Here is a 19255-nt window from a genome sequence, read left to right on the forward strand (position 1 = left end):
CGCCCATGAACCCTGTGTGGCACTCGAAGCTGACACAAACCTGACACGCCGGAGAAAACTGGACCCGATGCGATTCCTGCTGATCGAGGACCATGCCCCGCTCGCCCGGGCCGTGATCGACCGGCTGAGCCTCGACGGTCATGTTGTCGATCACGCCGACAGCATGACCGAGGCCTGGGATTTCATGGCGACCACCTCCTATGACCTGATCCTGCTGGACATCATGCTGCCCGACGGGGATGGCCGCGCCTTCCTGCGCCGCTGCCGCGAGACCGCCGAGGCGACCCCGGTCATCGTGTTGACCGCACGCTCAGAGGTCTCCGACCGGGTCAGCATCCTCGATCTCGGGGCCGACGACTACATGGTCAAGCCGATCGATTTCTCCGAACTCGAAGCCCGGTGCCGGGCGGTCCTGCGCCGCCGCGGCGGGTCGGCGGCCAACCGGCTCGCCCTCGCGGACCTGGTGTTCGACGCGCTCGCGGGCACGCTCGAGACCGCGGGCGGCGTCGTCCAGCTCCGCACCCGGGAGCTGCGCCTGTTCGAGACCTTCGCCAACGCGCCAGGACAGATCTTCTCGAAACCGGCCCTGGTGGACCGGCTGTTCTCCTTCGACGAGGATGTGACCGAGAACGCGATCGAGGTCTATGTCGCCCGCCTGCGGCGACACCTGGAGCACAGCTCCGTCCGGATCACGACCGTGCGCGGGCTCGGCTACAAGCTGGACCTGCCATGATCGCCCTGCTGCGCCCGACCACGTCGATCCGCCAGCGCCTGCTGACCTACCTGCTGGCGGGGGCGGCGGCGACCGCCGTGATCCTCTATTTCGTGGTGCAGTCCGTGGCCCGCCAACTGGCCCAGGAAAGCCTCGACAACATCCTGACCGCCTCGGCGGTCTCCATCGTGGACAATACCCGCGTGCGGGGCGGCGAGATCAGGGTGGATATCCCCTATTTCGCCTTCTCCATGCTGGGCAGCACCACCGATGAACGCGTGTTCTACGCCATCTGGCTGGGTGACGAATTCCTGACCGGCTATGGCGGCCTGCCCCGTGACCGGGACACCGGCGCCACATCCCTGCGCTCGGCGGAATTCCTGGGCGACGAGGTGCGGATCGCGACGATCCGGCGCCCGTTTTCCGTGCTGGAGGGGTCCTCGACGCTGGAAGTCTCCGTTGCCCAGACGCTGAAGGGGCAGCGCGCGACCCTGGGGCGAATCTCGGCCATGGCGGTGGGGATCGGCGCGGGCTTCTTCGTGCTGACCGCGGCGTTGGCGCTGGTGGTCGCGAACATGACCATCCGCCCGGTCAACCGCCTGACCCGCTCCCTGTCCCGGCGCGGTCCCGCCGACCTGCGCCCGGTCAGCACCGAGGTGCCGCGCGAGATGGCCCCGCTCGTGGCGACCCTCAACAGCTTCATGACGCGGCTGCAGACCTCGCTCTCGCGGTCCGAGGATTTCATCGCAGAGGCCGCGCACCGGGTCCGCACCCCGCTGGCCATCGTCCGCACCCAGGCCGAGATCGGCATGCGCCGCGCCGAGACCCCCGAGAACCGCCAGAACCTGCGCGAAGTGATCCGCGCCATCGACGAGACCTCGCGCACGGCCGGCCAGCTGCTCGATCACGCCATGGTCAGCTTCCGCGCGGATTCGCTCGATGACGAGGACGTCTCGCTCAGCGCGCTGGCCCAGGACGCGGTCGCCCGGGTCCGCCCCATGGCCGAGCTGAAGGAGATCGAGATCGCCGTCGCCACCCATGGCGACCCCCATCTGCGCGGCGACCTGATCCTGTTGCAGAACGCCCTGGCGAACCTGCTGGACAATGCGCTGAAATACACGCCTCCCGAGGGGCGCATCGACATCGCCATCCACCGCACCGATACCGGCCCGGTCCTGACCATCGCCGATGACGGCCCGGGCTTTCCCGAAAACCCCACCGCCCCGCTGACCGACCGCTTCGTGCGCGGCCCAGATGTGGGCGACATCGTCGGCTCCGGCCTCGGCCTGACGATTGCCGAAGAGGTCATTCGCGTGCACGGTGGCACCCTGTCCCTGTCCAACAGACCCGAAGGTGGCGCATGCGTCTCGGTATCCTTTCCCTCTGCCTGAGCCTGACGGCCCTGCCCGCCGCCGCGCTGGAGATCGAGGATTACCAGCGTTTCGGCCCGGAGGACGCCTCCACCACGCTCGAAATCATCTCCACCGCGGACACCGCCTTCTTCAAGCCGAACATCGAGGCCTTCCTCGCGGGCCGCACCGACCTCGCCGTGGCCTACACGGTCGTCAGCTCCGCCGACCTGATGGCCGAGCTGGAAACCGGCGCGCGCGACTTCGACCTCGCGATTTCCAGCGCCATGGACCTGCAGATCAAGTTCGCAAATGACGGCGGTGCACTGGCCCATCGCTCCGACATCACCGCGGGGCTGCCCGACTGGGCCGCCTGGAACGACGAGGTCTTCGCCTTCACCCAGGAACCCGCCGCCATCGTCGTGTCCAACGCCGCCTTCGCGGACATGGCGATCCCCCGCAACCGTCAGGACCTGATCGCCACCCTGCGCGAGAATCCCGAGCGGTTCCGCGACCGCGTCGGCACCTATGACGTGCGCCGCTCCGGGCTGGGCTACCTCTTCGCCACCCAGGACGCCCGCACATCCGAAACCTACTGGCGGCTGACCGAGGTGCTCGGCGGCCTGAACGCCAAGCTCTATTGCTGCTCGTCGGACATGATCGACGCGGTGGTCTCGGGCGAGCTGGCCATCGCCTACAACGTGCTGGCCAGCTACGCCCTGAAACGCGCGGACCGCGACGCCTTCACCGTGGTGCTGCCCGCGGACTTCACCACGCTGATGCTGCGCTCGGTGCTGATCCCGGCCCGCGCGCCCAACCCGGCCCTCGCCGGGCAGTTCATCGACCGACTGCTGGCGCGCAGTTTCGACGGCAGCGCCCTGCGCCCTGTCCAGCCCACCCCGGGCGAGGGCACCCTGCGCCGGATCGACCTCGGCCCGGCCCTTCTGGTCTATCTCGACCGGTTCAAACGGCGCGGCTTCGTCGAGGAATGGGAAAGCGCGATCCTGCAGTAACCCCCTGTTTCCCGATAACTATTCCGACCGAAACCAATCCGGACCCGCCCCCGGACCAATTCATACTAAAAATTTAGTTTGACAAGACGATCTCCGGGACGGCACGCTTGGGCGGTCTGGTGGAGACCAGACAAGACCATTTGGGAGGAGACCGATGCGCAAGTATCTACTCTCCGCCGTGGCAGCTGGCGCTGTCATCGCGGGGCAAAGCGGAGCTATGGCCGACGAGGCCGCGGCCCAACGCTGGATCGACGAAGAATTCCAGCCATCCACGCTCAGCAAGGAAGAGCAACTCGAAGAGATGCGCTGGTTCATCCAGGCGGCCGAACCGTTCGCCGGGATGGAAATCAACGTGCTGTCGGAAGGCATTCCGACCCACAGCTACGAATCCGAGGTCCTCACCCGGGCTTTCGAGGAAATCACCGGCATCAAGGTCAACCACCAGATCCTCGGCGAGGGCGAAGTGGTCCAGGCGGTGCAGACCCAGATGCAGACCGGGCGCAACCTCTATGACGGCTACGTCAATGACAGCGACCTGATCGGCACCCACTCGCGGCTGCAACTGGCCTACAACCTGACCGAGCAGATGGCGGGCGACTGGGCGGCGACGACCTCGCCGACACTGGATCTCGAAGACTTCATGGGCATCCAGTTCACCACCGGCCCGGACGGCAACCTCTACCAGCTGCCCGACCAGCAATTCGCGAACCTCTACTGGTTCCGCAAGGACTGGTTCGACGACGAAGCCAACAAGGCCGCGTTCAAGGAAAAATACGGCTACGAGCTGGGCGTGCCGGTGAACTGGTCCGCCTATGAGGACATCGCCGAATTCTTCACCAACGACGTGCAGGAAATCGACGGCGTCCGCATCTACGGCCACATGGACTACGGCAAGCGCGCCCCGGACCTCGGCTGGCGCATGACCGACGCGTGGCTGTCGATGGCCGGCGCCGGCGACGTGGGCGAGCCCAACGGCGTCCCCGTGGACGAATGGGGCATCCGCATGGAAGCGGGCACCTGCAACCCGGTCGGCGCCTCCGTCACCCGCGGCGGGGCGGCCAATGGCCCGGCGGCGGTCTACGCGATCCGCAAATGGGACGAATGGCTGCGGAACTACGCGCCTCCGGGGGCGGCCAGCTACGACTTCTACCAGTCGCTGCCCGCGCTCAGCCAGGGCAACGTCGCCCAGCAGATCTTCTGGTACACCGCCTTCACCGCCGACATGGTGAAGCCGAAATCCGAAGGCAACAACACCGTGGATGACGACGGCAACCCGCTATGGCGGATGGCCCCCTCGCCCCACGGCCCCTACTGGACCGAAGGCCAGAAGGTCGGTTACCAGGACGTCGGCTCCTGGACCTTCCTGAAATCCACCCCGTCCGACCGGGCACAGGCGGCCTGGCTCTATGCCCAGTTCGTCACCTCCAAGACCGTGGATGTGAAGAAGTCCCATGTGGGCCTGACCTTCATCCGCGACAGCAGCGTGCGCCACGAGAGCTTCACCGAACGCGCGCCCAAGCTCGGCGGCCTGGTGGAATTCTACCGCTCCCCGGACCGGACCGCATGGTCGCCTACAGGCATCAACGTGCCGGACTATCCGAAGCTGGCGCAGATCTGGTGGCAGCAGATCGGGGACGTGAACTCCGGTGCCTTCACCCCGCAGGAAGCCATGGACCGTCTCGCCGAGGAGATGGACATCACCATGGCCCGGATGCAGCAGGCTGACGAGGCCGCCGGTGTCTATGGCGGCTGCGGCCCGCGCCTGAACGAAGAGCGCGACGCCGAGTACTGGTTCAGCCAGCCCGGCTCGCCCAAGCCCAAGCTCGCCAACGAGAAGCCCCAGGGCGAGACCGTCAACTATGACGAGCTTGTCGCCCGCTGGCAGGCGCAGTGACGCCATGAACCCGGGGGCCGCCGTATCGCGGCGGCCCTCCCCTCTCTGGGATTGGAACAGGGCGCATCGCGCATGATCGAGCTGCAGGAAGTGACCAAGCGCGTCGGGCGCGTCACCCATATCAAACCCACCTCGCTGGTCTTTCATCCCGGCGAATTCAACGTCCTTCTGGGCGCCACGGGCACCGGGAAAACCTCGCTGATCAAGCTGATGGCCGGTCTCGACCCCATGGCCTCCGGCCGCATCCTGATGGGCGGGCAGGACGTCACGAAGCTGAACACGCAGAAACGCCAGATCAGCCTCGTCCACCAGTTCTTCGTCAACTACCCCCATATGTCGGTCTTTGAAAACATCGCCTCCCCCCTGCGGGTCGCAGGCATGGCCAAGAGCGAAATTCAGGGCCGCGTGGAAGAGGCCGCCGACCTTCTGCAACTGCGCCCGATGCTCCACCGCAAACCCAACGAGCTGTCAGGCGGCCAGCAGCAGCGCACGGCCCTGGCCCGCGCCATCGCCAAGGACAGCCGCGCGGTGTTCCTCGACGAGCCGCTCGCCAATCTCGACTACAAGCTGCGCGAGGAACTGCGCGAGCAACTGCCCGAGCTGTTCGCCGGGCGCGGGGCGGTCGTGGTCTATGCCACCTCCGAGCCCGAAGAGGCGCTGATGCTCGGCGGCCGCACCGCGCTGATGGACGACGGCCGCGTGACGCAGTTCGGCCCCACGGCCCAGGTCTATCGCGAGCCCGAGAACCTGACCGCCGCGCGGGTGTTCTCGGACCCGCCGATCAACGCGGCCGAGATCACCAAGCAAGGGGCACAGATCCGGATGCAGAACGGCGCGGGGTGGGAGGTCTCGGGCCCGCCCGCCGCCCTGCCCGACGGGCGCTACACCGTCGCCGTGCGCCCCCACCGCGTCACCCCCCAGCGCAGCCATGACGCCGAGGTCGAGCTGCGCGGCACGGTGCTGGTCACCGAGCTGTCGGGGTCGGAATCCAGTGCCCATTTCCGCCTCGGCGACACCGACTGGGTCTCCCTCGCCCATGGCGTGCACCCCTACAAGGTCGGCGAAGAGCACGTCTTCTACATGAACCCCGAGAACTGCCGCTATTTCGGCACCGATGGAAAGAGGGTGGCCTGACATGGCGCAGATCCGACTGTCCAAGCTGCGGCACAGCTACGTACCCGCCCCCAAGGGCCCCGAGGACTACGCCCTCAAGGAGATCGACGTGACCTGGCGCGACGGCGGCGCCTATGCCCTGCTCGGCCCCTCGGGCTGCGGGAAATCCACGCTTCTCAACATCATCTCGGGGCTTCTGACCCCCTCCGAGGGCCAGGTCCTGTTCGACGACCGCGACGTCACCGGCCTGCCTCCCGACCAGCGCAACATCGCCCAGGTGTTCCAGTTCCCGGTGATCTACGACACCATGACCGTGCGCCAGAACCTCGCCTTCCCGCTCAAGAACCGGGGCGTGGACGCCGCCACCATCGAGGCCCGCGTGGGCGAGATCGCCGAGATGCTGGAGGTGACCGACATGCTCGACACCAAGGCGTCCAACCTCGGCCCCGACAACAAGCAGAAGATCTCCATGGGCCGCGGCCTCGTGCGCGACGACGTGAATGTCGTGATGTTCGACGAGCCGCTGACGGTCATCGACCCCCACCTGAAATGGAAACTGCGCTCCAAGCTCAAGGAGCTGCACCAGAAGGTGCGCGCCACCATGATCTACGTCACCCACGACCAGACCGAGGCGCTGACCTTCGCCGATGAGGTCGTGGTGATGCAGGACGGCGAGGTCGTGCAGATCGGCACCCCGGTGGAGCTCTTCGAGCGCCCCCAACACACCTTCGTCGGCCATTTCATCGGCTCGCCCGGCATGAACGTGCTGCCCTGCGAGCTGCGCGGCGACCACGCGGTGTTCGAAGGCCACGAGGTCGCGCTCGAAGGCCCCGCCACCGGCACCGGCGGCACGCTCAAACTCGGCATCCGGCCCGAATACGTCCGCCTGGGCGAGACCGGCCTGCCCGCGCAGCTGGTCAAGGTCTCCGACGTGGGCCGGCACTTCGTGCTCGACGCGATGGTCGGCAACACCCGCGTCAAGGCGGTCAGCGAAACGCCCCCGCCCCCCACCGGAAGCCCCGTCAATCTCAGCTTCCGCCCCGAACACACCCGCGTCTATCGCGACGGATGGATCGCCACGGAGGCCCGCCCATGAAAACCGAAAACCAGAAAGCCTGGTTCTTCGTGCTGCCGGTCCTGTTCCTTGTGGCCTTCAACGCACTCGTGCCGATGATGACCGTGGTCAACTACTCGGTGCAGGAAACCTTCGGCAACAACACCTTCTTCTGGCAGGGCCTGGATTGGTTCGAGCAGATCCTCCGCTCCGACCGCTTCCAGGCCGCCTTGGGACGCCAGTTCATGTTCACCGCGATCATCCTGGCGATCGAGATCCCGCTGGGCATCATCGTGGCCCTGTCCATGCCGCGCAAGGGGATCTGGGTGCCCGTCTGCCTCGTGCTGATGGCGCTGCCGATGCTGATCCCGTGGAACGTGGTGGGCGCGATGTGGAACATCTTCGCCCTGCCCAAGATCGGGATGCTGGGGTACTTCATGAACGATGTGCTGGGCGTGCATTACGACATGACCCAGGACCCGCTGGCGGCCTGGATCACCGTGATCGTCATGGATGTGTGGCACTGGACCTCGCTGGTGGTGCTGCTGTGCTACGCGGGCCTGGTGTCGATCCCCGACGCCTACTACCAGGCGGCCAAGATCGACGGCGCCTCGCCCTGGGCCGTGTTCCGCTACATCCAGTTGCCCAAGATGAAGACCGTGCTGACCATCGCGATCCTGCTGCGCTTCATGGACAGCTTCAACATCTACACCGAACCCTTCGTGCTCACCGGCGGGGGGCCGGGCAACTCCACCACGCTGCTGTCCATCGACCTGGTGAAGATCGCCCTGGGGCAGTTCGACCTCGGCCCGGCGGCGGCCATGAGCCTGATCTACTTCGCCATCACCCTGCTGGTGAGCTGGGTCTTCTACACCCTGATGACCAAGGATGACCCGAAATGAGAAAACGCAGTCTCATCCCGATCTTCTACATCCTGTTCCTGATGCTGCCGATCTACTGGCTGGTGACGATGTCGTTCAAGACCACGAACGAGATCCTGGCGGGCTTCACGCTTTTCCCGCAAACCTTCACGCTGGACAGCTACATCACCATCTTCACCGACCCGACCTGGTACTGGGGCTATATCAACTCGATCATCTACGTGTCGCTGAACACCGTGCTGTCGGTCGCGGTGGCCCTGCCCGCGGCCTATGCCTTCTCGCGCTACCGGTTTCTCGGCGACAAGCAGCTGTTCTTCTGGCTGCTCACCAACCGCATGGCGCCCGCCGCGGTCTTCGCCCTGCCGTTCTTCCAGCTCTATTCCTCGGTGAAGATCTTCGACACCCACCTCGCCGTGGCCCTGGCGCACACGCTCTTCAATGTCCCACTGGCGGTCTGGATCTTGGAGGGGTTCATGCGCTCGATCCCCAAGGAGCTGGACGAGACCGCCTATGTCGACGGCTACTCCTTCCCGCGCTTCTTCATCAAGATCTTCCTGCCCAATATCGGCGCGGGCGTGGGCGTGGCGGCGTTCTTCTGCTTCATGTTCTCCTGGGTGGAGATGCTGCTGGCCAAGACCCTGACGGCGGTCGAAGCCAAGCCCATCGCCGCGGTGATGACCCGCACAGCGTCCAGCGCGGGCTACGAGCTGGGCCTGCTGGCGGCCGCCGGAACGCTGACCATCATTCCCGGCGCGATCGTGATCTATTTCGTGCGCAACTACATCGCGCGCGGCTTCGCCATGGGGAGGGTGTGATGCGCGTCCTCCTCCCCCTCCTACTGACCCCCGGCATGGCCGCCGCCCAACAGGCCGGCTGGGGCAATGTCGGTCAACCCGAAGAGACAGGCTTCTCCTGGACCGACCCGCTCTGGCCCGATTTCTGGATGGCCTGGACGCCCGCGACCCTCGCCGTCTTCATCGGCATCTTCTCGGCCATCGCCGTCATCGGCCTGATGGAGGGGTTCAAGTACAAGGACGGGTTGGAGCGCAAGGGCGTGCTCGGCCTGACCACCACCCTGGGCGACCGGCTTTTCATCACCCTGCTCGGCTCGGTCTACATCTTCCTCGCCTGGCTCGGCTTCATCGGCCAACCGATCTGGACCCCGCTTGCCCTCGCCATCGCCTGGGGCATCTTCACCTTCTGGAAGGTCTGAGCGACCGCCGCCCCCGAAACCACCCAGGCCCGGAACCCATGCGCAAGAAAAAACCCGCCCACCTGCTGACCGATGTCGAACTGGAATTCATGACCGAGCTCTGGGTCCTGGGCGAGGGCGGCGTGCGCGACGTGCTGGACCGGCTGCCACCGGAGCGCAACCTCGCCTATACTTCCGGGGCGACCATCCTGCGCATTCTCGACGACAAGGGGTTCGTCTCCAGCCGCAAGGAGGGCAAGACGCTCATCTATACCCCTGTGCTGGAAAAGGACGCCTATCAGACCCGGTCGCTGCAAAATCTGTCGCGCACGCTTTTTGACGACACACCGGCCAGTCTTGTGGCACGGTTGGTGGATGATGCGGGGCTGAGCGCCTCGGATCTGGAGGATATTCGGGCGCTGGTGGAGAGGAGGCTCCAGGATGACGGCGATGACCCCCGCGATTGATCTGTTCATTGATGCGAATATCTTGCTGCTGCTGGCTTTCTGCCTCTGGCGCGTTGCGCAATTTTTTCTGCAGCGCACGGCCCTGCGCCACGACCACGGGTTCCAGGCCGGTTTGCTCAAGACGGTGCTGTTGATCACCCTTCTGAGCCCGATTCTCGGCCTCGGTTTCACCAGCTTGGGAAACTATCTCGTCCCCGACACTCCGACGACGCTCAGCGACATTGCCGTGGCGGCATATCTCGGCGGCAGCATCGCGATGCCTGCGGTGGACTTCGAGGCCCTGCTGAATACCCGCAGAACATTTGTGGAAACCTTCTCCGCGGGGAAGGTTTCCTGGGCCGCACCGCTGCTGGCGGGTTTCGCGGTGGTGAGTGTTGCGTTGACCCTCCGGCTGCTGCGTTCCGCCCTCTGCGTTCGGCGCACCCTGGCCGACAGCTACCTGTGGCGGCGCACCGGGCGGGTGGATATCCGGCTCTCGGATCGAATCACCGTGCCCTTCGCGGCGCGCGGTTTGCGGCGGCGGCATGTGGTCCTGCCCACCTGCCTGCTGACCCGGCCCCGTGACCTGCGCGTGGTGCTCGCCCACGAGTTCCAGCACCTGCGCGCGGGCGACGTGGAATGGGAGCTGGCGCTGGAAGCCCTCCGTCCCCTGGTGTTCTGGAACCCGGCCTTCATTCTGTGGAAACGCGCGTTCGAGAAACTGCGCGAGCTGAGCTGCGACCAGAGGGTCCTCGCCTCCCGCTGCATCACGCCGCACGAGTACGCGGCCTGTTTGCTGACTTTCTGCGCGCGTCGCCGGACCGGCCCCGCCCTTGCCCGGGTGGCCTTCGTGTCAGTGGCGCCGAACACGCCCAAGCGCGTGTTGGAGCATCGCATCCTGTCGCTTTACCGCCTGCCCAGCTTCCGCCACACCCGGCCCATGCTGGCCGCGCTGGCGCTGGTCCTTGCCCTGGGCATCGGCAGCATCGCCGCCACCGTGCGCGCCCCGGGCGACTGGAGCCAGGATCGCCTGATGCTGTCGACCATCGTCAATCTCGAACGCCTCGACGCCATCACCCGGCAGCAGGGCCGCGCCACCCCGGCCAGCGGCCTGCTCGGCGTCGCCCCCATGTCCCGCTAGACACCCCATCTTCCCCGCCGGGAAGGGCTGTTCACACCCACCTCCCCCCTGCCGCCCCCGAAACGCCCGCTCACGAAACATGTGATCCGCGTGTGTCGCGGGGCGGGTTTGGGCCCGATCGGGCGCCGTGTTGGAAACATCACCCGCGCGTGAGCCTTCGTGTCAGGCCAAGGCGCTGATATCGCTCGGCCTTTCGCAAAAACCACAAATCCGCGCGCACAAATACCCCTCACCGCCTCGTGATGTGCAATTCCGCACATAGACCCCCCGCATCATCGCCGTTTCATTGCACCCCCGGCAGGTCCAAATCCATCCCATCGGCAGCACGGACACACTCCAACCTGCCAAGCACGATCCTGCAAGACATCCGCACGGGTGTTCAAGCAAACCCCGGCCAAACCGGCCATCCAGACCCTACCGGCCCGCACACGGCCGCCACATCAACCGCGACACGCATCGCAACGCACACAAAGGACTACTCACATGACACGCATCGCACTCATCGCCGCCCTGAGCACCGCCATCGCCGCCCCGGCCATCGCCAACACGCAACTCGAGCGCACCCTGGGCGTCGCACCCGGCGTCTACTCCTTCGCCGAACTGGCCGCGATCAAGGGCTCCTTCGACACCGACACCGGCTACACCATCCCCGCACCGGGCGGCGTCGTCTCAACCCAGTCGGTCGGCATCTCGCCCGCCCACGCACAGCTGGCCGCGACCCTGGGCCTCGACGCAGGCGACTATTCCTTCGCCGAACTGGCCGCCATCAAGGGCTCCTTCGACAGCGACACCGGCTACAACGCGTCCGCACCGGGCGGCGTCGTCTCCACCCAGTCGGTCGGCACCTCCCCCGCCCAGGCACAGCTGGCCGCCCAACTGGGCCTCGACGCAGCCGACTACTCCTTCGCAGACCTCGCCGCAATCAAGGGCGCAAAAGGCTCAAGCAACGAGTAAACCAAAGCCAAGGCCGACCCCGAACACACCCGGGGTCGGCCATTCGTCTGCAAAAAGAGGACCCTGAACGACTGACTTGATGCATTTGCACGCGGACCCGGTTCGTGGCACCCTGATTCTGGTTTTCGGAGAGTGGCCACATGGCGAAATCGACGTCCCGCACCGCCATCCTCGGGTTGGTCGCCTGCGCCTGCATGGCCCTGCCCGGCGCCGCGGACGTGCAAAAGAGCAGCCAAGGCACGGCGACCGTCTCCAAATCCAGTCTCGCGGCCTATTACGCCACGCTGGAGGCGCAGTTCCTCGCACAAGGCAAGATGAAGACTGCGCGCCATGTGCCCAACGCCCCGATGGACCCGGTCTCTCTCCAGCGCGACTTCGTCCATATCGCACTTCACAAGGAATATGGCAGCGGGTTGAGCGCCTCGGGCAGCAAGACCGCCAAGCCGCTTCTGCGCTGGGAAACGCCCGTGCGGGTGCAGGTGCAGTTCGGCCCGAACGTGCCCAAGTCGAACCGGGCCAAGGATGTCCGGACCATCTCGACCTATGTCAACACGCTGGCCCGCGCCACGCGCCACCCGATCACCCTGAACCCGCACAAGCCCAATTTCCATGTGCTCGTGGTGACCGAGGCGGAGCGGAAATCCCTGGCCAAGACCCTGCCCAAGCTGATCCCGGGCATTGCCGCCTCGACCGTGAACAGTATCGCGCGGATGCGGCCCAACCACCTGTGCATGGTGGTGGCCGAGCCCCATGGCAACCGGCGCAAGGGGTTTCGCCGCGCGGTGGCGATCGTGCGGGCCGAGCATCCGGACCGGATGCGCGTCTCCTGCATCCAGGAGGAGTTGGCCCAGGGGCTGGGCCTGTCGAACGACCACAAGGAGGTCTGGCCGTCGATCTTCAACGACGACCAGGAGTTCGCCCTGCTGACCAAGCGCGACGAGAAGCTGCTGGGCATGCTCTATGACCCCCGGCTGCGGTCGGGGATGAAGATCGACGAGGTCGCGCCCTACCTGCACGCGGTGGCCAGCGCGCAGTTCTGAACGCCCTTCAGGTGCGCCGGGCCTCGAACACCGCCCAGGCCTCTTCGAGCTTTCCCAGGTCGAACCCCGGCGCCCGGGCAGGCCCGAGAATCAGGGCCTCGTTCTCGATCACCGTGGCGATGGCGGCCTCGAGTGACGGGATCACGTCCTCGGGGATGACCAGCGCGCCGTGGCGATCCGCATGGACGAGATCGTCCTCGGCGACCTGCAGGCCAAGGATCGACACCTCGCAGCCCAGTTCGCGGACATGGACGAAGCCATGGCTGACCCCGATGGAGCCCGCCAGCACCGGGAAGCCATCATCATGGACGTCGAGATCGCGCATCACCCCGTTGGTCACGGCCCCGGCCATGCCCAGCCCCTTGTGGACCGCCACATGGACCTCCCCCCACCACCCGGCGATGCAGTTGGGGTAATCCAGATCCTCGATCACCGCGACGGTGGGCTGGGGGCCGCGGGCCATGGCCCGGTAATAGGCGCGGCGGCGGGCCTTGATGGTGTCCTCCGCCTCGGTCGGGGGCGCGAGCCCTGCGATCCTGGCGGTGCGGGCGCGGCCCACCATGGGCGGCATGCCGGGGCGGGAATGCTGCATCGTGCCGCGCGTCAGGCGGGCAAAGCCGCGGCCGCCCTGCACCACCTCGATGGCGTTGCAAACGGTCGGGGTGTCCACGGCCCGGAGGCGGTCAAGCAACGTGGGAGGGATCGGTCTGCGGTCCATGGGAGTCCTCGGGGTTGGGGGAAAGCACCTGGGCAAGCCCGTCGCGGATGGCCTGCGCCACCCGGTCGGGGTCTTCGAGCAGGGCGAAATGGCCCAGCCCATCGGGGACCGCGAGGGTGGCACGGGGCATGTCGCGGGCGATGTCACAGACCATGTCCGGCGGGGTCATCCGGTCTTCGGCGCCGGTGACGAATACCGTGGGCAGGTGGGTCGCACGCAGGGCCGCCGCCGCGCCGGGGCGGGAGGCGGCGAGGTCGGTCTGGGCCGGGATCAGGGACGCGGTTGCCGCGGCCATGACGGCCACCCGGTCGCGCAGTCCCGTGCCCCGGTCGGTGGACATGGCTTCCCAGTTCTGTGCGACCCAGGCCGGGCCCTCCCCCGCCAGCACCCGGTCGCGCACCGCAAGGCGGCCCGCGCGGTTCTCGGGCGGGTCGGGATGGGGGTTGGCCGCCAGCAGGACGAGCGCCCTGGCGCGCGCGAGGGCGGGCAGGTTGTGCGACAGGATCAGCGCGCCGAGGCTGAAGCCGCAGACGATCTCGCCCCCCTGCACCGCCGCGCGCAGCCGGTCGCCATAGTCGGTGACCGCGGGCGCGTCGGGCATCAGGACATGACGGCGCGCCGGGGCCACGCCGAGACGGTCGAGGATGGGTGCGAACACCTCCCCCGTGCACAGGGTGCCGGGCACCAGGACCCAGGCGTCGGACGCATGGGGGATCATGGCTTACTCGGCCACGAGGCCATAGCTCGGGATCAGGTGGGCGGCGGCCACGTAGCCCTGGGCATCCAGGGCGAGGTCCTTTTCCGCCGCCGCCGCGAGCACCTGCGGCGCGAAGCGGGGCCGTTTCTGGTGGTCGCCGGAGACGATGATCAGGGCTTCGACCGGGCTGTCGGAGGTATTCTCGAAGGCGCGGGTGATTTCGGCGGGGATCGAGAACGTCTCCCACCCGCCGAGGTCCAGGGTCACGTCGCCCTCGGGGTTGAGCCTCGCCCGCAGCCCGTCCGTGCGCGGGATCACCACCATCTTGTCGTCGAGGGTGAAGGGGGAGACGGTCTGCCCCGGTGCGACCCGGAGCCATTCCATGGAGAACCCGTGGGGGTTGCGGATCTTGGCGGCGTGGTCGCGGTTCTGGCTGATGCCGTGGCCGATCACCGGAGCGATCTCGGCGCCGCAACCGTCCAGCGCCCGGTCGACGAAGGCGGGGCGGAAGTCGCGCTCGGCGGTGCTGACGAGGCGCTCGCGCATCTCCTCGGGGCTGTAATGGCGGAGCTTGGCGACCTCCGCATCGCTCATCGGCGGCAGGGTTTCGCCCTCGCCGGGGGTGGGGTCGCCCCGGGTGGTGTCGATCAGCACGTTGTTGCGCGACAGGTAGAGCCCGTAATCGGCCGCTTCGCGGAGGATGTCGGGATGGAAGATCACGCCGCCGGTGTTGTCGCCGCCCAGCGTGGTGAAGATCCAGCCTTCGCCCGCGCCGGTATTGGTGAAGCCGCGGAAGATCCAGGTGGGCACCGACAGGATGTCGCCCGGGCGGCCGACCATCTCGTGCTCGCCGTTCGAGCCCCAGCGGAAGGTGTATTCCCCGTCATAGACCATGAACACCTCGGCGGTGAAATGGATGTGCAGGTTGTTGGTGATGCCGGTGGGCATGGCGGCAGCCCCGATGTTGAACCCGTGGGCTTCGGGCAGGTTGATCACCTGCTCGGAGGACGAGGTCACGCCGGGGCCGATGATCGAGTAGTTCTGTTTGAGGTGGGAGCCGGGCTTCTTGCAGTCGATGAAGGCGACGGTGCAGGAGGTGTAGTCGCTGCGTTTGACGCGGCGGGCCTCGGCTTCGGTCTGGGTGATCCGGGTCATGTTCAGGTCCTGGGTTGGGGCGTGTGTTCAGGGGGTGGGGTCCAGCCGGGCGGGTGCCGGGCGGAGCCGCGGACGATCAGGTCGCCCGGGATCTCGATCTTCTCGGGCGGGGCGTCGGGCTCGGTGATCCGGGCGATGAGAAGGTCGACCGTCTTGCGGGTCATCCGTTCCAGCGGTTGGCGCACCGTGGTCAGATCGAAGGTCTTCCAGCCCGCCATGGGCGCGTCGTCATAGCCGATGACCGAGACATCCTCGGGCACCCGCAGGCCCAGTTCGGCGCGCAGCACTTCGAGCACGCCGAAGGCCATGTGATCGTTGGCGGCGAAGATCGCGTCTGCGCCCGGCCCCTCGGCAAAGAGCTTGCGGGTCTCGTCCATCGCCACGCTGCGGCGGAAATGGCAATCGACACAGGCCACCGGGGCCAGTCCGGCCGCCGCCATGGCCGCCAGGAACCCCGCCTGCCGGTCGCGCCCGTTCATCGACTTGCGCCATCCGGCGAGATGGGCGATCCGGGTATGCCCGCCGGCGATCAGAAACTCGGTCGCCGCCCGTGCCCCGGCGACATTCGCCGCCGTCACCATCGAGACATCCGGGTCCGCCTGCCCGCGGTTGAAAAGCACGCAGGGGATGCCCGACTTGCGCACCCGCGCAACGAGGCTGTTGGACAGGCTGATGGAGGCAAGGATGATCCCGTCCACCCGGTCCGCCAGCAAGTCGTCGACGATGGCGTCGACCTCGTCGGACTGGTTGCCCGCGAAATAGACCGTCACGGAATAGCCCCGCGCGTTCAGGGCCTTGGAAAGCCGCTGCAACGCGTCGCTGAAAAACCCGTTCTTGAGATAGGCGAGCACGATGCCGATGCGGAAGGAATGGCCCGAGTTCAGCGACCGCGCCACGAGGTTGGGGATATAGCCCAGCTCCCGTGCGGCGGCGCGGACGCGGTCGGCCTTGGCCGGATCGACGGCCGCCGAGCGGCTGAAGACGCGGCTGACGGTGGGCTGGCTCACCCCGGCGGCCCGCGCCACATCCCTGGCTGTCACGCGCGTCGATCCCATGGGGCTACATCCTGATGCGCTCTTCGGTGTCCGGATCGAAGAGGTACAAATGGTCGGTGTTCAGGCTGATGCCGACGACATCGTCCTGTTCCTTGCGCAGGTGCCGGTCACCGCGGGCGATCACCCGCTGCTTGCCCCATTGCACGGTCAGAAGGGTGCTCTCGCCGGTATTCTCGAAGGCATAGATGGTCACGTCGATATCGCCCTGCCCGGCTTCGTGGACCTGCATGTCGTCGGCGCGCACCCCGAGGATCGCGCGCGCCCGGTCCGGGGAGGGCACCTTGACCAGCCGGGTGCCACCGGTGGTCACGAACATGCCGTCCTCGACCGAGCCGTTGATCAGGTTCATGGCGGGCGAGCCGATGAAGCCCGCCACGAAGAGGTTCGCGGGGTCGTTGTAGATCTCGTCCGGGGTGCCGAGTTGCTGAATCACGCCGTGCTTCATCACCGCGACCCGGTCGGCCAGCGTCATCGCCTCGATCTGGTCGTGGGTCACGTAGACGGTGGTGATCTGCAACTCGCGGCTGAGATGTTTCAGCTCCGCCCGCATGGTGACGCGCAGCTTGGCGTCGAGGTTCGACAGCGGCTCGTCCATCAGGAAGACCTTGGGCTTGCGCACGATGGCGCGGGCCAGGGCCACGCGCTGCCGCTGCCCGCCGGAGAGCGCCTTGGGCTTGCGGTGGAGGAACTTGGTCAGTTCCACCTGCTCGGCGGCCCTTTGGACCCGCGGCGGAATCTCGGCCTTGTCGACGCCGCGCACCCGCAGGGGATAGGCGATGTTCTCGAAGATCGTCATATGCGGATAGAGACCGTAATTCTGGAACACCATGGCCACGTCGCGGTCCTTGGGCAGGTCGTCGTTGACCATTCGGTCGCCGATCCAGATCTCGCCATCGGTCGGATCCTCCAGCCCGGCGATCATCCGCATGGTCGTGGTCTTGCCGCAGCCCGAGGGGCCCAGCAGCACCAGGAATTCCTCGTCGCGGACATGCAGGGACTGGTTGTCCACCCCGACGAAATCGCCCCACCGCTTGGTCAGGTCCTTGAGGATCACCTCGGCCATCAGCGCACCGCTTTCTTGTGGTTGTTCTCCAACGTCAGTGTCACCGCACCGCCCCCATCGTCATGCCCTGGACAAAGTATTTCCGGATCATCAGGGCGAGCACGAACATCGGCGCCATGATGATGATCCCCGCTGCACTCAGCAGGTTCCACAGGTCGCCTTCCTCCCCCTTGAAGAGCGCGAGCCCGATGGGCAGCGTCACCGCGTCCTTGTTGGTCAGGATCAGCGCGAAAAGGAACTCGTTCCAGGCGATGATGAAACAGAAGATGCCGGAGGTCAGCAGACCCGGGGCGGCCATGGGCAGCACGATGTTCCAGATCACCTGCAACCGCGAGGAGCCGTCGACCATCGCCGCCTCTTCGGTGTCCAGGGGGATGCCGTCGATGAAGCCCTTGATCATCCAGATCGCGAACGGCATCACGATGGCGAGGTTCACCAGGATCAGGCCCAGCCGCGTATCCAGCAGGCCGATATCCCGGAACATGATGAAAAAGGGCAGGATGATCACCACCGCCGGCAGGAATTGCGTGGCCAGGATCACCACCAGCATCGCGGTCTCGCCCACCAGCCGGAACCGGCTGAAGGAATAGGCCGCGAGCGTGGCGATGGGGATGGCGATCACCACCGTGACCAGGGCGACCACGGTGGAGTTGAACAGCTTCTCGCCCAGCCGGTAGGGGTCGTCGAACACCGTGCCGAAGTTTTCCAGCGTCGGCGTGAAGAACAGCTTGAGTTGATAGACATCCACGTGGGATTTGAACGCCGCGAGGAAGATCCACAGGATCGGCACCAGCATCACGAACATCGCCGCGATGATCAGGACCGCATGGACCGCGCTCCAGAATTGTTTGCGTTGTTTGCCGGTCATCGCTCAGTTCTTCCGGAAGACGAACTTGGCATAGGCGTAGGTGAGGAAGATCATCGGGATCACCATCAGCCAGGCGACCGAGGCCGAATAGCCGATCTGCCCGTATTTCATGCCGTTGAAGTAGATGTAATGGCTGAGCGTCTGGGTAGCGGTGCCCGGCCCGCCATTGGTCAGCATGAAGACCTGGTCGAAAGTTTTCAGGCTGAAGATGGATTTCAGGATGATGACCACGGCCAGGACCGGGCCGAGTTGCGGCAGGGTCACGTCGCGAAAGACCCGCCAGCTGCTGGCGCCGTCGACCTGGGCGGCCTCGATCGTGTCGCGGGGCACGCTGGCCAGACCGCCGATCAGCACGAGCGTCAGGAAGGGGATCCAGCCCCAGACATCGGCCATCACCACCACCGCGAAGGCGAGCGTCGGGTCGGCCAGCCAGCTGACATCCGCCAGCGGCGGGATCATCACGCCGAAGAACGCATCGAAGAGGCCGAATTCGGGGTTGAACATGAACCGGAAGGAGACGCCGATCAGCGCCGGGCTCATGGCGAAGGGCAGGATCAGCAGGGTCTGGGCCGAGACCCGCAGCCGCCCGCCGGGCGCCAGCAGGAGCGCGAGGCCCAGCGCCAGCAACGTGGTCAGCCCCACGGTCACCACGGTGTAAAGCGCGGTGACATAGACGGAATTCCAGAAGGCGGGCTCTTCGAAGAAGGCCCAGGCGTAGTTCTCCCAGCCGATGTATTGCTCCAGCGAGCCGGGGCGGTTGAGGCGGCCCACGGTGAAGGACATGCGCGCGGCTTCGATCAGGGGCCAGATCGCCGTGGCGAACACGACCACCACCGCCGGCAGCACGAGAAAGTATTTCAGGGTGTTGTCACGCATGGTCCCGCCGCTCGCAATCTGGCAGCCGGGGCGC

20 protein-coding genes are annotated in these 19255 nt (G+C 66.4%); 13 read left to right on the top strand and 7 right to left on the bottom strand.

Annotated elements, in window-relative coordinates; translation table 11 throughout:
- Positions 1-67 precede the first annotated feature (67 nt).
- The 13 genes from DSHI_RS15840 (at position 68) to DSHI_RS15900 (ending at position 12789) form a co-directional block, all read left to right on the top strand.
- Positions 68-733 (top strand): response regulator transcription factor, encoded by a 666-nt coding sequence (locus DSHI_RS15840; RefSeq protein WP_012179785.1) that lies wholly within the window; start codon positions 68-70, stop codon positions 731-733.
- Positions 730-2103, top strand: coding sequence for a sensor histidine kinase (locus DSHI_RS15845; RefSeq protein ID WP_012179786.1), 1374 nt, complete (start codon positions 730-732; stop codon positions 2101-2103). The genes DSHI_RS15840 and DSHI_RS15845 overlap by 4 nt, the downstream gene beginning before the upstream one ends.
- Positions 2073-3074, top strand: a complete 1002-nt coding sequence (locus DSHI_RS15850) for an ABC transporter substrate-binding protein (RefSeq protein ID WP_012179787.1) — start codon at positions 2073-2075, stop codon at positions 3072-3074. The genes DSHI_RS15845 and DSHI_RS15850 overlap by 31 nt, the downstream gene beginning before the upstream one ends.
- 154 nt (positions 3075-3228) lie before the next feature.
- A complete protein-coding gene (locus tag DSHI_RS15855) occupies positions 3229-4968 on the top strand; it encodes an ABC transporter substrate-binding protein (RefSeq protein ID WP_012179788.1) in 1740 nt (579 codons plus the stop codon).
- Between the two features lie 72 nt (positions 4969-5040).
- Complete coding sequence (locus DSHI_RS15860) at positions 5041-6102, top strand: ABC transporter ATP-binding protein (protein WP_012179789.1); 1062 nt, start codon at positions 5041-5043, stop codon at positions 6100-6102.
- A gap of 1 nt (position 6103) precedes the next feature.
- Complete coding sequence (locus DSHI_RS15865) at positions 6104-7177, top strand: ABC transporter ATP-binding protein (RefSeq protein ID WP_012179790.1); 1074 nt, start codon at positions 6104-6106, stop codon at positions 7175-7177.
- Positions 7174-8037 carry a carbohydrate ABC transporter permease gene (locus DSHI_RS15870; protein ID WP_012179791.1) on the top strand — a complete coding sequence of 288 codons (864 nt, stop codon included), beginning with the start codon at positions 7174-7176 and terminating at the stop codon, positions 8035-8037. Before DSHI_RS15865 ends, DSHI_RS15870 begins: the two co-directional genes overlap by 4 nt.
- Positions 8034-8831, top strand: a complete 798-nt coding sequence (locus DSHI_RS15875; RefSeq protein WP_012179792.1) for a carbohydrate ABC transporter permease — start codon at positions 8034-8036, stop codon at positions 8829-8831. Before DSHI_RS15870 ends, DSHI_RS15875 begins: the two co-directional genes overlap by 4 nt.
- Entirely contained in the window at positions 8831-9229 is a 399-nt protein-coding gene (locus DSHI_RS15880; protein ID WP_012179793.1) for a DUF2160 domain-containing protein, read from the top strand. The genes DSHI_RS15875 and DSHI_RS15880 overlap by 1 nt, the downstream gene beginning before the upstream one ends.
- 38 nt (positions 9230-9267) lie before the next feature.
- A complete protein-coding gene (locus DSHI_RS15885) occupies positions 9268-9675 on the top strand; it encodes a BlaI/MecI/CopY family transcriptional regulator (RefSeq protein ID WP_012179794.1) in 408 nt (135 codons plus the stop codon).
- Positions 9659-10795, top strand: a complete 1137-nt coding sequence (locus DSHI_RS15890; RefSeq protein ID WP_245533019.1) for a M56 family metallopeptidase — start codon at positions 9659-9661, stop codon at positions 10793-10795. Before DSHI_RS15885 ends, DSHI_RS15890 begins: the two co-directional genes overlap by 17 nt.
- Before the next feature lie 483 nt (positions 10796-11278).
- Positions 11279-11749: a hypothetical protein gene (locus DSHI_RS15895; RefSeq protein WP_012178723.1), complete on the top strand. Its 471-nt coding sequence runs from the start codon at positions 11279-11281 to the stop codon at positions 11747-11749.
- Between the two features lie 140 nt (positions 11750-11889).
- Positions 11890-12789: a DUF2927 domain-containing protein gene (locus tag DSHI_RS15900; protein WP_012179796.1), complete on the top strand. Its 900-nt coding sequence runs from the start codon at positions 11890-11892 to the stop codon at positions 12787-12789.
- 7 nt (positions 12790-12796) lie between these two features.
- Here the strand turns inward: DSHI_RS15900 and DSHI_RS15905 are convergent, their stop codons facing one another.
- Genes DSHI_RS15905 through DSHI_RS15935 form a run of 7 tightly spaced genes read right to left on the bottom strand, consistent with a single transcriptional unit; the run spans position 12797 to position 19221 of the window.
- A complete protein-coding gene (locus DSHI_RS15905) occupies positions 12797-13507 on the bottom strand; it encodes an RraA family protein (RefSeq protein WP_012179797.1) in 711 nt (236 codons plus the stop codon).
- Positions 13473-14225: an alpha/beta fold hydrolase gene (locus DSHI_RS15910; protein WP_012179798.1), complete on the bottom strand. Its 753-nt coding sequence runs from the start codon at positions 14223-14225 to the stop codon at positions 13473-13475. The genes DSHI_RS15905 and DSHI_RS15910 overlap by 35 nt, the downstream gene beginning before the upstream one ends.
- A gap of 3 nt (positions 14226-14228) precedes the next feature.
- Complete coding sequence (locus tag DSHI_RS15915) at positions 14229-15359, bottom strand: cupin domain-containing protein (RefSeq protein ID WP_012179799.1); 1131 nt, start codon at positions 15357-15359, stop codon at positions 14229-14231.
- Positions 15360-15361: 2 nt separating this feature from the next.
- On the bottom strand, positions 15362-16414 hold the full coding sequence (locus tag DSHI_RS15920) for a LacI family DNA-binding transcriptional regulator (protein WP_012179800.1): 1053 nt from the start codon (positions 16412-16414) through the stop codon (positions 15362-15364).
- A gap of 4 nt (positions 16415-16418) precedes the next feature.
- Positions 16419-17477, bottom strand: coding sequence for an ABC transporter ATP-binding protein (locus DSHI_RS15925; protein ID WP_012179801.1), 1059 nt, complete (start codon positions 17475-17477; stop codon positions 16419-16421).
- A 40-nt stretch (positions 17478-17517) separates the two neighbouring features.
- Complete coding sequence (locus DSHI_RS15930) at positions 17518-18345, bottom strand: carbohydrate ABC transporter permease (RefSeq protein ID WP_012179802.1); 828 nt, start codon at positions 18343-18345, stop codon at positions 17518-17520.
- 3 nt (positions 18346-18348) lie between these two features.
- Positions 18349-19221 (bottom strand): carbohydrate ABC transporter permease, encoded by an 873-nt coding sequence (locus DSHI_RS15935; RefSeq protein WP_012179803.1) that lies wholly within the window; start codon positions 19219-19221, stop codon positions 18349-18351.
- Positions 19222-19255 lie beyond the last annotated feature (34 nt).

It is taken from the genome of Dinoroseobacter shibae DFL 12 = DSM 16493, from assembly GCF_000018145.1.
GTDB classification, from domain to species: Bacteria; Pseudomonadota; Alphaproteobacteria; order Rhodobacterales; family Rhodobacteraceae; genus Dinoroseobacter; species Dinoroseobacter shibae.

Coding starts and splice junctions, on each gene's coding strand:
- DSHI_RS15840 (WP_012179785.1), top strand. CDS start 68: ATGCGATTCCTGCTGATCGAGGACCATGCCCCGCTCGCCCGGGCCGTG.
- DSHI_RS15845 (WP_012179786.1), top strand. CDS start 730: ATGATCGCCCTGCTGCGCCCGACCACGTCGATCCGCCAGCGCCTGCTG.
- DSHI_RS15850 (WP_012179787.1), top strand. CDS start 2,073: ATGCGTCTCGGTATCCTTTCCCTCTGCCTGAGCCTGACGGCCCTGCCC.
- DSHI_RS15855 (WP_012179788.1), top strand. CDS start 3,229: ATGCGCAAGTATCTACTCTCCGCCGTGGCAGCTGGCGCTGTCATCGCG.
- DSHI_RS15860 (WP_012179789.1), top strand. CDS start 5,041: ATGATCGAGCTGCAGGAAGTGACCAAGCGCGTCGGGCGCGTCACCCAT.
- DSHI_RS15865 (WP_012179790.1), top strand. CDS start 6,104: ATGGCGCAGATCCGACTGTCCAAGCTGCGGCACAGCTACGTACCCGCC.
- DSHI_RS15870 (WP_012179791.1), top strand. CDS start 7,174: ATGAAAACCGAAAACCAGAAAGCCTGGTTCTTCGTGCTGCCGGTCCTG.
- DSHI_RS15875 (WP_012179792.1), top strand. CDS start 8,034: ATGAGAAAACGCAGTCTCATCCCGATCTTCTACATCCTGTTCCTGATG.
- DSHI_RS15880 (WP_012179793.1), top strand. CDS start 8,831: ATGCGCGTCCTCCTCCCCCTCCTACTGACCCCCGGCATGGCCGCCGCC.
- DSHI_RS15885 (WP_012179794.1), top strand. CDS start 9,268: ATGCGCAAGAAAAAACCCGCCCACCTGCTGACCGATGTCGAACTGGAA.
- DSHI_RS15890 (WP_245533019.1), top strand. CDS start 9,659: ATGACCCCCGCGATTGATCTGTTCATTGATGCGAATATCTTGCTGCTG.
- DSHI_RS15895 (WP_012178723.1), top strand. CDS start 11,279: ATGACACGCATCGCACTCATCGCCGCCCTGAGCACCGCCATCGCCGCC.
- DSHI_RS15900 (WP_012179796.1), top strand. CDS start 11,890: ATGGCGAAATCGACGTCCCGCACCGCCATCCTCGGGTTGGTCGCCTGC.
- DSHI_RS15905 (WP_012179797.1), bottom strand. CDS start 13,507: ATGGACCGCAGACCGATCCCTCCCACGTTGCTTGACCGCCTCCGGGCC.
- DSHI_RS15910 (WP_012179798.1), bottom strand. CDS start 14,225: ATGATCCCCCATGCGTCCGACGCCTGGGTCCTGGTGCCCGGCACCCTG.
- DSHI_RS15915 (WP_012179799.1), bottom strand. CDS start 15,359: ATGACCCGGATCACCCAGACCGAAGCCGAGGCCCGCCGCGTCAAACGC.
- DSHI_RS15920 (WP_012179800.1), bottom strand. CDS start 16,414: ATGGGATCGACGCGCGTGACAGCCAGGGATGTGGCGCGGGCCGCCGGG.
- DSHI_RS15925 (WP_012179801.1), bottom strand. CDS start 17,477: ATGGCCGAGGTGATCCTCAAGGACCTGACCAAGCGGTGGGGCGATTTC.
- DSHI_RS15930 (WP_012179802.1), bottom strand. CDS start 18,345: ATGACCGGCAAACAACGCAAACAATTCTGGAGCGCGGTCCATGCGGTC.
- DSHI_RS15935 (WP_012179803.1), bottom strand. CDS start 19,221: ATGCGTGACAACACCCTGAAATACTTTCTCGTGCTGCCGGCGGTGGTG.